The following is a 13,960-nucleotide window of genomic DNA, read 5'->3' as shown; positions in this document are numbered from 1 at the left end:
TGCGGCTACGAGATCCGCACCGGCATGAGCAGGTACAGGAAGTCACCGCCGTCCGTCGCGCGCAGGGTCGCGGGCTTGAGCGCGTCGACCGTCTCGACGACGACCTCCGACGACGTCACCGACTCGATCCCGTCGAGCAGGAACTGGGCGTTGAACGCGGCGGTCAGATCGCCGCCCTCGTACTTGGCCTCGACCATCTCACGGGCCTCGCCGACCTCCTGCGCGACGGCGGACAGCTCGACACCCGCGGTGCTCATCGCGAGGCGGATCGGCGCCGCGTCGCGGCCTTGGCCGACGAGCCGCACACGCCGCACGGCCTCGCCGAGCGCCTCACGGTCGACCGTCAACCGGTTGGGATAGCCGGACGGGATGAGCTGCTCGTAGTTCGGGAACTCGCCCTCGATGAGCCGGGTGGTCACCTCGGCCGGGCCGATGCCGAACTTGGCGTCCCGGTCGGCCAGCGTCACGTCGATCGTGCCGTCGCCCAGCAGCCGCTGGACCTCGCTCAGCGCCTTGCCCGCCACGAGCACCCGCTGCCCGGGCTCCAGCATGCTGACGCCCTGCAGGTCCCGCACCGCGAGACGGTACGAATCGGTTGCGACCAGGCGGAGGCCTCCCGACGCCGAGGTCAGGAGGACCCCGGTGAGGATCGGCCGGGCGTCGTCCTTCGACGCGGCCGGGACCACCTGGCGCAACGCCTCTGCCAGCGCAGGCGCCTCGACCTGCACCGCCGCGCCACCCACGTCGGCGAGACGCGGGAAGTCCTCGGCCGCGAGGACGCGCAGGGAGAAGCTCGACCGACCAGACGTGATGTGCGCTTCGTCATCGTGCACGTGGACGTCGACCGGACCCGGTTCGAGCGCGCGCACGATGTCACCGAACAACCGCGCCGGAACCACTGCGACACCGTCGTCATCCGACTGCGCGGGTGCGTGCACACGAATCGTCAGCTCGAGATCCGAACCAACGAGCTCGAGATCGCTTCCCGACGCGGTGACGCGCAGACCGGACAGCACCGGGAGCGCGCCGCTACGCGACGCGACGGCGCGTTGCGCGGTCGAGATCGCGTCGGCCAGCGTGTCGCGCTCACACCGGAACTTCACCGCTGACCCCCTGTGTTCAAAGAGATGTTCTTCTGAGCCGTTGTCGTCTTCTGGCCTGTGAATTGGGGACGAACACGCGATGACGCAGCTGAACGACGAGATCCGCGTCCACGTTCCGTCCACAGGTTTCCACAACGAATGACCGGTGCGGACGGCGGCGTTGCGCGCTGTCCAGAGTGCCGCGTGCGATATCCCCAGCTGTCCACAGCGTTATCCACTGGTACCGAGCTTGATGCGTCCGATGAGCTCGTTCACTTGCTCGAAGATCGTGTGGCGCTCGGCCATCTGACCTTTGATCTTCTCGACCGCGTGCATCACCGTCGTGTGATCGCGGCCGCCGAACTCCTCGGCGATCTTCGGATAGCTCGCGTCCGTGAGCTCGCGGAACACGTACATGCCGATCTGTCGCGCGGTGACGAGCGGACGACGCCGGCTCTTGCCGCACAGATCGTCGACCGTCCACCCGAACATCTTCGCCGTCTCGTCGAGGATCAGCTGAGGTGTGATGACGCGCGGCGTCGTCGGCGGAAGGAGGTCGGCGAGAACCGTACGCGCGACCTCCTCGGAGAGCGGCGAGTGGTTCAGGCTCGAATACGCGGCGACACGGATGAGCGCGCCTTCGAGCTCGCGCACGTTGTCGGTGATGTTCGACGCGATGAACGCCAGCACCTCGGTAGGGATGCCGTCGAGGTGCTCCGACTCGGCCTTCTTGCGGAGGATGGCCAGCCGGGTCTCGAACTCCGGTGGCTGGATGTCGGTGATCAGGCCCCATTCGAAACGGGTGCGCAGACGGTCCTCGAGCGTGGCGATGGACTTCGGCGGGCGGTCCGACGAGATGACGATCTGGCTGCCGCTCTGGTGCAGGTCGTTGAACGTGTGGAAGAACTCCTCCTGGAGCTCCTGTGTCCGCTCGAGGAACTGGATGTCGTCGATCAGCAAGACGTCCAGGTCGCGGTAGCGCCGCTTGAACGCGGGCATCGACTTGGCCCGGATCGCGTCGACGAACTCGTTCATGAACGCCTCGGTCGAGACGTACCGCACGCGCTTCATGCGGTGCATCGTCTGCACGTAGTGGCCGATCGCGTGCAGGAGGTGCGTCTTGCCGAGGCCGGCCGCGCCGTAGATGAACAACGGGTTGTACGACCGCGCCGGCAGCTCGGCCACGGAGAGCGCGGCCGCGTGCGCGAAGCGGTTCGATGCACCGATGACGAACTGATCGAAGGTGTACGTCGCGTTCAGCGTGCCCGGCGCCCACACCGACCGGTCGCCGCCCATCTCGGGCACCGTGGTCCCGCCGACCGCGCTCGGGGAGGAGACCGACGCGACCGGTGGCGAGGCGACGCTTGCCGGTGGCGCGGTGACGGGGTCGTCCTCCCGGGGCGCGGTGTCGACGAGCAGCTCGAGCGTGATGTTCTCGCCGGTCGCGTCGCGGAGGGCGTCGAGCACCATCCCGCTGTAGGTCGAGCGGATTCGTTCCTGGGCGAGCGCGTTGGGGACGGCCAGCACGAGGACGCCGCCGCCGTGGCGGACTGGGTGCACACCGTGGAACCACGTGGCCCAGGTGGCTTCCGCGAGCTGACCGCGGAGGATCTCGGTGGCGCGTGCCCAGACGTCTCCGGCCGTTGGCGCGGCGTTGCCAGCGTTTTCCACAGAGGCATCCACAGGTGTGGAGAAGGGTCGTGGTCCGGAGGACGTGGCCGTCGCGCTCGCTGAGCCGGCGGGTCGGTCCTCTCCTCGGACTGTCCGTTGGACTGTGTCGGCCTGTCCGGACCTCGCGGCCCCCGGGAAGTGCGCCTCACCGAGGCCGTCGCGGCGGGCGAGGCCGCGGAACGTAGCACCGGCCCCTGGGAGCGACAAGGGGAGCCGGGGGCCGCTGGTCAGCGTGGTCGGATGCCCTGTGGTGGCGCCGTCCACATGCCGCGCGACGTCCCCGGCGTGAGCTCGCATGGCGCGGCCCGGGCGCCGCGTTGCGGGTCGGCGGGAGCGAGCCTAGAATCGCCCGTCCGCCCTGTGCCCGCCGCGCGGCGCGGTCCCCCTTCTCCTCTCGCTGCCGCAGGCGGATGCCGCGTGCTCGAGGAGGCCATGCGTGAAGCGCACGTTCCAGCCGAACAACCGCCGGCGCAAGCGGAAGCACGGGTTCCGTTCCCGGATGCGGACACGCGCCGGTCGGGCGATCCTGCGCGCGCGCCGATCGCGGGGTCGCCACCGCCTGTCCGCCTGATCTGGCGGGTTCGCGACCGTGCGACGTTCGCGGCGTTGCGCCACGCGCGTCCGTGGCGACAGGGACTCGTGACGGTGCGCGCGGTCTGCGTGTCGCGTCACGGCGACCCGCCGCGCGTCGCCTACGCGGTCGGTCGCGCCGCGGGCACCGCGGTGCACCGCAACCGTCTTCGTCGACGTCTCCGTGCCGCGGTCCACGAGGAGCGCGCAGCGTTGCGTGCCGGAGCGGCGTACCTCGTCGGCGCGGCCCCGGGCGCACACGGCCTGGACGCCGCGACGCTCCGGCGCGACGTCGCCGGCGCGCTGCGGCGCGCGAGCGGGGCGCTGCGATGAGCGGGAAGCCGTCGCCGGTGGCGCGCGCGATGATCGCGGCCGTCCGCGGCTATCAACGGGTTGCCGCAGGCACGCCGAGCCGTTGCCGGTACTGGCCGACGTGCTCGCAGTACATGATCGAGGCGCTCGAGCTCCACGGCGCGCTGCGCGGCGGGTGGCTCGGTGCACGGCGGTTGGCCCGATGCCATCCCTGGGGCGGCCACGGCGTCGACCCTGTACCGGACCCGAACGTACGTTCGATTGATCCCGAGCCGGTCGCGGCCGGGCGAGAGACCAGGCACTGACGCATGGACCCCCTGTACAAGTTCTTCGGCTGGCTGCTCGCCGTCTTCTACGCCGCGATCCCGAACCTCGGCGTGGCCATCATCCTGCTCACCATCGGGGTGATGTTGATCCTCTTCCCGCTGACGGCCAAGCAGGCCAAGTCGATGCTGGCGATGCAACGCGTGCAGCCCGAGATCAAGCGGCTGCAGGCGAAGTACAAGAACGATCGCCAGAAGCTCAACGAAGAGATGATGAAGTTCTACAAGGAGAACCAGATCAACCCGCTCGCGGGTTGTCTGCCTCTCGTTGTGCAACTTCCCGTCTTCTTCGCGCTCTACCGCGCGCTGCGGAGCCCGTACAAGTACGTCCCGGTCGACTCCAAGCTCTTCGAGGCGTTCTGTCATCCCACCCACTCGGTCGCCGGCTGCAAGGCGCTGCCGGGGGGACCGCATCACCTCAAGTTCCTGGGGATGGACCTGTCGCAGACGGCCACGCACGTCACCGGCGGGTTCGTGCACGCCCTGCCGTACTACATCCTGATCGCGCTGATCATCTTCACCGGCTACCTCCAGTCGCGGCAGACGACACGCAACCAGCCCGCGGGCGGCAATCCCCAGATGGCGATGGTCGGCAAGATCATGCCGGTGTTCTTCGGGGTGATCTCGCTCGAGTTCCCCGCCGGCCTCAACCTCTACTTCTTCATCAGCAACCTGTGGCGGGTCGGTCAGCAAGAGCTCATCATGCGCAAGATCGCGCACCCGTCGAAGTTGCCTCCCGTCAAGACGAGCATTCCCGAGGACGAGGTGATCGAGGTCGAGGCGGGCACCAGTCGCACCAAACCGGGCTCATTCCTCGAGCGCCTGCTCAACCCGACGGCGCCCGCCAACGGCAAGTCGGACGGCAAGACGGGCGGCAAGGCGTCCGCCGGACCGGGCGGGAACGGCAAGGGTGCTGCCGGGCCGCCCAAACCCGCAGCCGCGAAGGCGCAGGGCGCGCGGCCGGCCCAGGGGCAGCAGCGCAAGCGCAACAAGAAGCGGCGGCGGTGACACCGGATGGAGTGGATCGAGACCACCGGCCGGACGCTGGACGAGGCCGTCGAAGCCGCGCTCGACGAGCTCGGCGTCCACGAAGAGGAGTTCGAGTACGAGGTCCTCGTCGAGCCGCGGGCGGGCTTCCTCGGCCGATTTGGGGGGACGGAGGCCCGCATCCGCGCGCGCGTCAAGCCGATCTCGCGGGAGAAGCCCAATCAGCGCCGTCGGCGGAACCGGCGCGGCGAGCGTCCTGAACGGAGCGAGCGGGGCGGGCGCGCGACGAGTCCTCCCGACGGCAAAGGCGACCGCGAGACGACTGGTGCACCGGCCCGGGTCGGGATCGCGGCGGGCGACGCGCCCGCAGCGGCGGTGGTCCCGACCACCCCGACCGAGGGCGAGGCTGCCCGTGGCGGGAGCTCGGGTTCCGCGGGCGGGGCACGCCGGCGCAGGCGGCGCCGACGGCCGGCGGGTGCGCAGGCGACGACGACGGACGAGGGGACGACGATGGACCAGGATGCCGAGGTGTCGATCGAGGAGCAGGCGAAGGCCGCCGAGGTCTTCACGCGCGGGCTCGTCGATGCGTTCGGGGCGTCGGCGCATGTGGGTACTGTCGTCACGCCGGACGACGATGCCGTCCTCGTCGAGGTGACCGGCGACAACCTCGGGCTCCTCGTCGGCCCGCGCGGCGCGACGCTCCACGCGATCGAGGAGCTCGTTCGCACGGTCGTGCAACGGCAGACCGGTGGCCACGGGGTCCGCATCAACGTCGACGTCGCCGGGTACCGGGCGAAGCGTCGCGACGCACTCGAGGCGTTCACGCGCCAGCTCGCGGCGCGGGTGCTCGAGACGGGCCGGGAGCAGGCGCTCGAGCCGATGTCGGCCGCCGATCGCAAGGTCGTCCACGACGTTGCGGCCACGATCGACGGCGTGGAGACCACGTCGGAGGGCGAGGACCCGCGCCGTCGCGTCGTCCTGCGCCGGAGCTGACCGCGGTCGTCGCCACGACACGTCTGCCGTGGGCAGCGGCGGGTCACCGCCTGCGCTGATCGCGGCGCTCGAGCGGGCCCGGCAGCTCGGGTTCCTCGGGCCCGCGCCCGTCGCGCAACAGATTGATCACGCGCGGGCCCTCGAGCGCTTCGTCGCGGCGCCGCCCGAGCGGGTGCTGGACCTCGGCTCGGGCGGCGGGCTCCCGGGTCTCGTGCTGGCGCTGGCGTGGCCGGCTGTTCACCTCGCGCTGCTCGACGCGCAGCAACGGCGAGTGGACCATCTCCGGATGGCTGTCCGCGAGCTGAACCTCGAAGACCGCGTGGAGATCCTCCACGGGAGGGCCGAGGTCCTGGCGCGGGACCCCCGACGGCGCGGCCACTTCGGGCTCGTCGTGGCCCGCTCGTTCGGTCCACCGGCCGTGACCGCCGAGTGCGCCATCGGGTTCCTCCCGCCCGGAGGCTCGCTCGTCGTCTCCGATACCGAGCAGCCCGGCCGATGGCCGGAGGCGGGCCTTGCCCGGCTCGGACTGAAGGTCGTTCGGCGAGAGCACGAGCCGGGGACGGCGTTCATCGAGCTCCGGCTCGACGAAGCGACGGGCCACCGGTGGCCCCGACGCAACGGTGTCCCCGGCAAGCGGCCGCTCTGGTGATGGCACCGATGTTCCACGTGAAACATCGGTGCGCGCTCCCGGCACCGCCCGCCCGATGTTCCACGTGAACCATCGCGGGCAGACCGGAATGTTTCACGTGAAACGTCGTCACGCCCGGATTTGGGCGAGTACGCTGCACCGGATCCGGCGTCCCGTCGACCATTGCTTGACGGTCGCACGCCGCGCCGCGGAGTATTTGCCCCGCGGTCTCGAGAGAGGAGCCCGATGAGCACCGACGGGCAGGAGCTCAAGCGACGACGCGGCCTGTTCGGCTCCCTGCGCCGGCAGGCGAACGAGGACTCCGCCGACGAGACCGCCGACATGGTCGACCGGGCGGTGAGTCCCGACTCGGACGGAGCGGGGGCCGTTCCCGCCAGCCACGCGGGCGACACCGAGGAAGGAACCGCTCCGGCGGAACGGGGCGGGCACGTCGTCCCGGGCCCGACCCCTGTCGTCGCGGGCGTCAGCCCGTCCGGGCACGTCCGGGTGTTCCCGACGCCCGGTGAGGAGGCCCGCCCGGACGAGGCCATTCGCCCGGAGGCCGCCGGCACCCCGGTCGCTACGGAGCCCGCAGCCCGCGACGACGCCGATGCGGACACGGATGAGACGCCCGCAGGCACTCGAGGCGAGCCGAACACGGCGCCGCCGGTCGACGCAGTCGCGGTGCCGCCCGAGGGCCCCGCGGATCCGCCGCCCTCGCCGGCCGAGGTGATGGCCGGGGCGGTCAGCGAGGCGATGGAGGACGTCGGGACCGAGGCAGACGCCGACGCCGAGCCGGACACCCTCGACCTCCCGTGCATCCTGGCGATCGCGAACCAGAAGGGTGGTGTCGGCAAGACGACGACCGCCGTCAATCTTGGTGCTGCACTGGCGGAGCTCGGGTTCCGGGTCCTCGTCATCGACCTCGACCCGCAGGGCAACGCCACGACCGGCCTCGGGATCAACGCCCGGAACCTGCAGAGCTCGATCTACGACGTGATCATGAACGACGTCGGGATCGAGGACTGCGTCGAACCCACGAGCCTGAAGAACCTCTTCGTCGTACCGGCGACCATCGATCTCGCGGGCGCGGAGATCGAGCTCGTCCCCGCCTTCAGCAGGGAGCTCAAGCTCCGGCGGGCGCTCGACGAGGTGCGTGACGACTACGACTTCACGCTCATCGACTGCCCACCGTCACTCGGCCTCCTCACCGTCAACGGACTGGCCGCCGCCGACGCCGTGGTCGTGCCGATCCAGTGCGAGTACTACGCGCTGGAGGGCTTGAGTCAGCTGCTGCGCAACGTCGCGCTCGTCCGGACGAACCTCAACCCGGCCCTCGACGTCCAGGGCGTCGTGCTGACGATGTACGACGCGCGCACGAAGCTGGCCGACCAGGTCGAGGAGGAGGTGCGCCACCACTTCGGCACCAAGGTGTACCGGGCGGTCGTCCCCCGGACCGTCCGGCTCGCCGAAGCGCCGTCGTTCGGGCAGCCCATCATCGTGTTCGATCCGACGTCTCGGGGCGCGATCGCGTACCGCGAGCTCGCGAAGGAGGTCAGCCGTGGCGCGGCAAGGCGGACTGGGTAAGGGCCTCGGGGCGCTGATCCCGACGGGGGCGCCGACCGAGGGCGGCGGGCTCGAGCAGATCCCCGTCGCGTCGATCCGGCCCAACCGCTTCCAGCCGCGGGCGCGCTTCGACGAGGAGGAGCTCACCGCGCTCGCCGAGTCGATCCGTGAGGTCGGCGTCCTCCAGCCGGTGCTCGTCCGCCCGATCGGCGACGAGTACGAGCTCGTCGCCGGCGAGCGGCGGTGGCGGGCCGCGCGACGGGTCGGGTTGCAGACGATCCCCGCCGTCGTGCGCGAGACCGACGACACGGGCGCGCTCGAGCACGCGCTGGTCGAGAACCTGCAGCGCTCCGATCTCAACCCGATCGAGGAAGCCGCGGCCTACCAGCAGCTCATCGAGGAGTTCCAGCTGACGCACGAGCAGGTCGCGACGCGGGTCGGCCAGAGCCGGGCGTCCGTGTCGAACAAGCTGCGCCTGCTGCAGCTCCCGCCCGCGGTCCAGCGTCTCGTCCAGGAGCGGCAGCTCGACATGGGTCACGCCCGGGCCCTGCTCGGGACGCCCGACCGCGCGTTCCAGGAGCAGCTCGCTCGGCGCGCCGTGAAGGAGGATCTCTCCGTCCGGTCGGTCGAGGACGCGATTCGTGCCCGTGAGCGTGACGACAACGACGGCGGGAACGGCGGCCGCTCGCCCGCGGCGAACAGCGCGACCAAGCGCTTGCGCCCACCGGGGCTGCTCGAGCTCGAGGAGCTCCTCGGCGACTACCTCGACACGCGCGTGAAGGTCGAGATGGGGACGCGCAAGGGACGGGTCATCGTCGAGTTCTCGACACTCGAGGACCTGGAGCGGATCTACCGCGTCGTCACCGAGCCGGCCGCGGCCGGCGCGGGAGACCACGCGCCGGCATGACCGGACCGAGCCGCTAGACCGGCACCTCGGCCGGCTCCTCGAACCCGCGACGCACACCGCGCACGATCGCGTCGCCGACGTCGCGCACGTGCCGGACGAGCGCGTGCAGCGCGCCGGCGTCGTCGCGCTGGACGGGCTCGCACACCACCGCCGCCATCCGCGTCTCGCGCAGCAGCGCGTAGGTCTTCGCGCACGGCTCGGCCGCGCACGGTTCGAGCACCGCGCCCAACTCACGTTGGATCGCGGAGGCGAGACGGAACCCGCTCTCCGAGCGGAAGGTCGCGGTCGCGAAGAAGGCGCACCGGCACGTCGCCACATCACCGGGACGGACGCCGAGGAACAGGTCGGCGCCGAAGCGGTTGGCGCCGGCGGCCACGAGCGAGTCGTCGACGGTCGTCGCGTCGAACACGACGTCGGCGCCGTGCTCGAGCAGGCCGCGCTCGACCACGGTCCCGAGGACCTCGAGCCCGGGCACCGTCGAGATGTAGACGCGGCTGCCGTGGAGCGGGCGTCCGTGGCGGAGCGACTCGCGCTCGCGCACCGCGGCGACCGAGCCATGCGTTCCCTCGCCCAGCCGGGCCAGGGCGCCGAGGGTCGCGGGGCCGGCGATCCCGTCCACGGCGATGCCCGCGTTGCGCTGGAACTCCCGCACCGCGGCCGCGGTCTGGTCGCCGAGGATGCCGTCCTCGCGGCCGGCGTCGAACCCGAGCGCGTTCAAGCGGTGCTGGAGGGTTGCGACGTCGTCGCCCCGGAGCATCGGGCGCCGGACGTACAGCAGGCGGTCGCCCAGATGGAAACCGCTTTCCACGAGGGCGTTCCACGTCTGCGGCCCGCAGATGCCGTCGACCCGCAGCCCCCGCTTGTCCTGGAAGCTCTTGACAGCACGTTCCGTCCCGTCGCCGTAGGCGCCGGGCGGGTCGGGAACGGCCTCCCCGAGCCGGGCGAGCCGCTGCTGCAGGTCGCGGACCGCGTCGCCCGCGTCGCCGCGACGGAGCAGCGTCAAGCGATGAACTCGGCCAGGTCCTGGAGGAGCTGTCCCTTGCCCTTCGCGCCGACGAGCCGCTTGACGGGCTCGCCGTCGCGGAAGATGAGCAGCGTCGGGATGCTCATCACGTCGTACCGGCGCGCGGTGTCGGGGTTGTCGTCCACGTTCAGCTTGGCGACGGTCACCTTGCCGCGGTGCTCCGAGGCGATCTCCTCGAGAGCCGGGGCGATCATCTTGCACGGACCGCACCACTCGGCCCAGAAGTCGACGACGACCGGGTTCGACGAGCCGCCGACCGTCTCGTCGAACGTCGCGTCGGAGACGGTGAGGATGTCGTCAGCCACGGAACGCTTCCTTTCGCCTTGGCGCCGGGAGACGATGCGCCGGAGGACCTTGGGATACTACCGACGGCACGGAACACCACTCGGGGCGCTCGCATTCCGCGGCGCGACTGTCACGTGCGGGCGTGCTGCTCGGCCTGCGCGTGCGCCTGTGCCTCGAGCCAGCGTTCCGCCTCGATCGCCGCCATGCAGCCCGTTCCCGCGGCAGTGATCGCCTGCCGGTACACGTGGTCCTGCACGTCGCCGCACGCGAACACGCCCTCGACGGACGTGCGCATCGACGCGTCCTGCGTGATCACGTACCCGTTGGCGTCGAGGTCGAGCTGACCCTTGAACAGCTCGGTGTTCGGGGTGTGACCGATCGCCACGAACAGGCCGCCGACCGCGAGCTCTGACGTGTCCCCGGTCCGGACGTCGCGCAACGCGACACGCTCCACCTTGTCGTTGCCGAGCACGTCGTCGACGACGGTGTTCCACCGGAAGTCGATCTTCGGGTTCGCGAACGCGCGGTCCTGCATGATCTTCGACGCGCGCAGCTCCTCGCGACGGTGCACGACGGTGACCTTGCTCGCGAACTTGGTGAGGAAGATCGCCTCCTCCAGCGCGGAGTCACCGCCGCCGACGACCGCGATGTCCTGATCGCGGAAGAAGAAGCCGTCGCACGTCGCGCACGTCGACACCCCGTGGCCGAGCAGACGTTGCTCCGACTCGAGGCCCAGCATCAGCGCGGACGCGCCCGTCGAGACGATCACCGACCTGGCGCGGTACTCCTCACCCATCGCCCAGACGCCGAACGGCGCCTCGGACAGGTCGACGCGGTCCGCGTCGGCGGTGACGAACTCGGCCCCGAAACGCTGCGCCTGCGCGCGGAAGCGCTCCATGAGCTCGGGCCCGAGGATCCCGTCCGGGAAGCCGGGGAAGTTCTCGACGTCGGTCGTCAGCATGAGCTGCCCGCCGGCGGCGAACCCCTCGATCACGAGGGGTCGCAGGTCGGCCCGGGCGGCGTAGATCGCCGCGGTCAGGCCCGCGGGTCCCGAGCCGACGATGACGACGTTGCGTGCTTCGGACATGGCCGGGTCCTCGTCAGGCCGATCGTGCCGACCGGCGTGACCAGCAGAACGCGCCCGCGAGCACGGAGATTCCCCCGAGGACGAGCCACGCCGCCCAGATCGGGAGCGCGATCGCGAGGAGCCGGAAGACGAGGATCGCGCCGAGGAGCAGCGCGGTGACGCCGAAGAAGGCGGCGAGGAGGCCGTAGACGATCGTTCGGGCGACGGTCTGGACCGGCCCGACCGTCCGGTCCCGGACCGTGCCGACGACGCGCTCGACGGTGTCGGCGGCGTCGCTGGTCCAGTCGCTCATCCCCTCCTCCTGCGCCGGGGGTGGCGCACGCGCTGCACCGCGGCGTGCCCCGACCCGAGAGGCGGAGCGTAGTGCGCGACCCGGGCGACGACCCGAGCCGTCGGGACGGGCCCCGTCCAACATTCCCGTCCCCGCGGCGGGCTACGCACCCGGCCCGGCCGACGTCACTGCGACTGCGAGACGAGGACCGAGCAGTCGCGCCGATCGACGACGAAGACGATCGTCCGCGCGCCGTGGTGCATGCCGACGACGAACGCGGGTCGGCCGCCGTACGTCGCGGTCGCGAGGAGCACGACGCGATCGACGTGACGCGCCGCGGGACCGTCGAGGGTCGCGGCGCAGTGCAGTGCCGACGCACCCGGCCCGTCGACGCGCGCCGTCGTCGCGTGCGACAGCGCGGCCGCCCGGACGGACGGCCGCTCGAGCACGGCGCGGAGCGCGGTCGGTTGCGTCACGTCCCCGACGTCGCCCGCGTCCGCGCCGCGCGCGACCGGCGGCGTCGAGGCGTCGCTCGATCGAGCGGACGTGGTGCTGTGCCGTGTCAGGACGACGACGAGGACGGCTACCGCGACGATCGCGCCGAGCGCGGAGGCGCCGACGACGATCGTGCGTCGTGACGATGTGCGCGCGCTCGGCTCGCGTCGCGGCTCACGACGCAAGCCGGACCTCGAAGACGTGCAGCTCGTCGGTGGGCGGGAGCGATGTGAACCAGATGAGCACGTACTTGGCCGCGCGGGGCTTGGTGATCGTCAGCGTCGCGTCTGCGGGCAGGTCGGAGCCGGTCGCGACGGCGCTGCCCCACGCTCCGAGCGACGTGCCGGGCGAGTCGGCGACGAAGACGTCCGCACTCCAGCCGCTGGCCTGCGTGTCGACGGCGACCGTGCGCACGGCGGCGGGGTTCGCGAGCTCGAGCCACACCCCGACGCCGGGCTTGGCGTGACCGAAGTCCCGGCTGGCGTAGTGCTCGGTGCTCCAGAAGGTCGCGGGATTGCCGTCGTGGAGCTGCTGCACCTCCTCGTGGTGCTCCGTGTGGTCGCCGAGCGGGTCGAAGTCCTGCGCCGTCGCGATCGGCAGCGGCGCGTGTGTCGCGGTCGGCGTCGCCTGCGCCGGTCCCGACGCCCCTCGGCGGGCCGACTTGTTGCCCCCTCCACCGGTGAGCACGACGAGCGCGACGATCGCCGCGACCGTTGCGAGCAGTGCAGCGACGATCCCGCGCGCGAGGCGGTGCGGTGACGGCGCGTCCGTCGCGGCGTCGGGTGCCGTGTCGTCGACGAGCGCGTCGCGGGTGGGCATCGGTGGCGGCGTGCGCGCCACCGTGAGCTGCGGACGTGCGGCCGCGGTGCGGTGCTCGTCGGTCAGCGCGGCGGCGATCGTGAGGTCCAGGAACTGCTCGCGACGGAAGGGCGCGAGGGCGTCACGCACCTCGCGTGCCGACCCCGGCCGGTCGTCGGGCTCACGGGCGAGGCACCGCGCGATCACCTCCTGCACCGCGCGCGGGACCTCGGGACGAGCGAGGCCGACCGGGACGGGCACGGCGTGGAGCCGCGCGACCGCGTTGGCGATCTCGCTCTCGCCGTCGAAGGGCGTGTTGCCGCACAGCATCTCGTAGAGCACGAGGCCGAGCGCGTAGATGTCCGTCCGCTCGTCGACCGGCTCGGCGGACACCTGCTCGGGCGCGAGGTATCGCGCGGTGCCGACGACCGCGCCCGCGCGCGTGAGCTCGCTGCTCCCCGCCGCCTTCGCGATCCCGAAGTCGGTCACCTTCACGCGGCCGTCGGGCTCGACGAGGACGTTGCCCGGCTTCACGTCACGGTGCACGAGGCCGCGTGCGTGCGCGTGGGCGAGCGCGTCCGCGACCTGCGCGCCGATGTCGGCGGTCTCGTCGACGTCGAGACGCTTGCGCGCGTCGAGGAGGCGCCGCAGCGTCGTCCCCTCGACGAACTCCATGACGATGTACGCGACGCCGTGGTCCTCGCCGGTGTCGTACGTCGCGACGATGCCGGGGTGCGCGAGGCGCGCGGCCGCGACCGCCTCGTGGCGGAAGCGCTGGTGGACGGTCTCGTCGTCGGCGAGCGTGGGGTCGAGGATCTTGACGGCCACACGGCGCCGCAGGACGGGGTCCTCGGCCGCCCACACCTGGGCCATGCCGCCGCGCGCGACCTCCTCGAGCAGCCGGTACCGGCCGCCGAGGACACGACCCGACGAGAGGACGTCGGTCATGCGACGGGAAGGA

Annotated in this window: 16 protein-coding genes; 8 read left to right on the top strand and 8 right to left on the bottom strand. The window is 71.6% G+C overall.

What is annotated here, in order from left to right; all coding sequences use genetic code 11:
- Positions 1–5 precede the first annotated feature (5 nt).
- Both dnaN and dnaA read right to left on the bottom strand, forming a co-directional pair.
- Positions 6–1,103 (bottom strand): DNA polymerase III subunit beta, encoded by a 1,098-nt coding sequence (gene dnaN, locus VFC33_17595; GenBank protein ID HZR15054.1) that lies wholly within the window; start codon positions 1,101–1,103, stop codon positions 6–8.
- Positions 1,104–1,313: 210 nt separating this feature from the next.
- Positions 1,314–2,753, bottom strand: coding sequence for a chromosomal replication initiator protein DnaA (gene dnaA / locus VFC33_17590; GenBank protein ID HZR15053.1), 1,440 nt, complete (start codon positions 2,751–2,753; stop codon positions 1,314–1,316).
- A gap of 436 nt (positions 2,754–3,189) precedes the next feature.
- On the opposite strand from dnaA, the gene rpmH reads away from it, so the two are divergent.
- The 8 genes from rpmH to VFC33_17550 all read left to right on the top strand — a co-directional run bounded on the left by rpmH (position 3,190) and on the right by VFC33_17550 (position 9,039).
- Entirely contained in the window at positions 3,190–3,324 is a 135-nt protein-coding gene (gene rpmH / locus VFC33_17585; GenBank protein ID HZR15052.1) for a 50S ribosomal protein L34, read from the top strand.
- On the top strand, positions 3,294–3,656 hold the full coding sequence (locus VFC33_17580; protein ID HZR15051.1) for a ribonuclease P protein component: 363 nt from the start codon (positions 3,294–3,296) through the stop codon (positions 3,654–3,656). Before rpmH ends, VFC33_17580 begins: the two co-directional genes overlap by 31 nt.
- Complete coding sequence (yidD, locus tag VFC33_17575; GenBank protein ID HZR15050.1) at positions 3,653–3,940, top strand: membrane protein insertion efficiency factor YidD; 288 nt, start codon at positions 3,653–3,655, stop codon at positions 3,938–3,940. The genes VFC33_17580 and yidD overlap by 4 nt, the downstream gene beginning before the upstream one ends.
- A 3-nt stretch (positions 3,941–3,943) precedes the next feature.
- Complete coding sequence (locus VFC33_17570) at positions 3,944–4,966, top strand: YidC/Oxa1 family membrane protein insertase (GenBank protein ID HZR15049.1); 1,023 nt, start codon at positions 3,944–3,946, stop codon at positions 4,964–4,966.
- Positions 4,967–4,972: 6 nt separating this feature from the next.
- Positions 4,973–5,938: an RNA-binding cell elongation regulator Jag/EloR gene (gene jag / locus VFC33_17565; GenBank protein HZR15048.1), complete on the top strand. Its 966-nt coding sequence runs from the start codon at positions 4,973–4,975 to the stop codon at positions 5,936–5,938.
- Between the two features lie 28 nt (positions 5,939–5,966).
- Entirely contained in the window at positions 5,967–6,587 is a 621-nt protein-coding gene (locus VFC33_17560; protein ID HZR15047.1) for an RsmG family class I SAM-dependent methyltransferase, read from the top strand.
- Positions 6,588–7,322: 735 nt separating this feature from the next.
- Positions 7,323–8,153 carry an AAA family ATPase gene (locus tag VFC33_17555; GenBank protein HZR15046.1) on the top strand — a complete coding sequence of 277 codons (831 nt, stop codon included), beginning with the start codon at positions 7,323–7,325 and terminating at the stop codon, positions 8,151–8,153.
- Entirely contained in the window at positions 8,128–9,039 is a 912-nt protein-coding gene (locus VFC33_17550; GenBank protein ID HZR15045.1) for a ParB/RepB/Spo0J family partition protein, read from the top strand. The genes VFC33_17555 and VFC33_17550 overlap by 26 nt, the downstream gene beginning before the upstream one ends.
- Before the next feature lie 13 nt (positions 9,040–9,052).
- Here VFC33_17550 and VFC33_17545 read toward each other — a convergent pair whose 3' ends face one another.
- From VFC33_17545 to VFC33_17520, 6 genes are all read right to left on the bottom strand, one after another.
- On the bottom strand, positions 9,053–10,042 hold the full coding sequence (locus VFC33_17545; protein ID HZR15044.1) for a peptidoglycan-binding protein: 990 nt from the start codon (positions 10,040–10,042) through the stop codon (positions 9,053–9,055).
- Complete coding sequence (gene trxA, locus VFC33_17540) at positions 10,039–10,368, bottom strand: thioredoxin (protein HZR15043.1); 330 nt, start codon at positions 10,366–10,368, stop codon at positions 10,039–10,041. The genes VFC33_17545 and trxA overlap by 4 nt, the downstream gene beginning before the upstream one ends.
- Positions 10,369–10,478: 110 nt before the next feature.
- Positions 10,479–11,435: a thioredoxin-disulfide reductase gene (gene trxB / locus VFC33_17535; protein HZR15042.1), complete on the bottom strand. Its 957-nt coding sequence runs from the start codon at positions 11,433–11,435 to the stop codon at positions 10,479–10,481.
- 13 nt (positions 11,436–11,448) lie between these two features.
- On the bottom strand, positions 11,449–11,727 hold the full coding sequence (locus VFC33_17530) for a hypothetical protein (GenBank protein ID HZR15041.1): 279 nt from the start codon (positions 11,725–11,727) through the stop codon (positions 11,449–11,451).
- 164 nt (positions 11,728–11,891) lie between these two features.
- Positions 11,892–12,386, bottom strand: a complete 495-nt coding sequence (locus VFC33_17525; GenBank protein ID HZR15040.1) for a hypothetical protein — start codon at positions 12,384–12,386, stop codon at positions 11,892–11,894.
- On the bottom strand, positions 12,376–13,947 hold the full coding sequence (locus VFC33_17520; GenBank protein HZR15039.1) for a protein kinase: 1,572 nt from the start codon (positions 13,945–13,947) through the stop codon (positions 12,376–12,378). The genes VFC33_17525 and VFC33_17520 overlap by 11 nt, the downstream gene beginning before the upstream one ends.
- Between the last annotated feature and the right edge of the window lie 13 nt (positions 13,948–13,960).

It is taken from the genome of Acidimicrobiia bacterium (assembly GCA_035651955.1).
In the GTDB taxonomy this organism is placed as follows: domain Bacteria; phylum Actinomycetota; class Acidimicrobiia; order IMCC26256; family JAMXLJ01; genus JAMXLJ01.
This window is presented reverse-complemented; position numbering and strand designations above follow the sequence as displayed.

What these genes read in the sequence shown, in the direction of transcription:
- yidD (HZR15050.1), top strand. Translation starts at nt 3,653, where the DNA reads ATGAGCGGGAAGCCGTCGCCGGTGGCGCGCGCGATGATCGCGGCCGTC.
- VFC33_17555 (HZR15046.1), top strand. Translation starts at nt 7,323, where the DNA reads ATGGAGGACGTCGGGACCGAGGCAGACGCCGACGCCGAGCCGGACACC.
- jag (HZR15048.1), top strand. Translation starts at nt 4,973, where the DNA reads ATGGAGTGGATCGAGACCACCGGCCGGACGCTGGACGAGGCCGTCGAA.
- VFC33_17570 (HZR15049.1), top strand. Translation starts at nt 3,944, where the DNA reads ATGGACCCCCTGTACAAGTTCTTCGGCTGGCTGCTCGCCGTCTTCTAC.
- VFC33_17520 (HZR15039.1), bottom strand. Translation starts at nt 13,947, where the DNA reads ATGACCGACGTCCTCTCGTCGGGTCGTGTCCTCGGCGGCCGGTACCGG.
- VFC33_17530 (HZR15041.1), bottom strand. Translation starts at nt 11,727, where the DNA reads ATGAGCGACTGGACCAGCGACGCCGCCGACACCGTCGAGCGCGTCGTC.
- trxB (HZR15042.1), bottom strand. Translation starts at nt 11,435, where the DNA reads ATGTCCGAAGCACGCAACGTCGTCATCGTCGGCTCGGGACCCGCGGGC.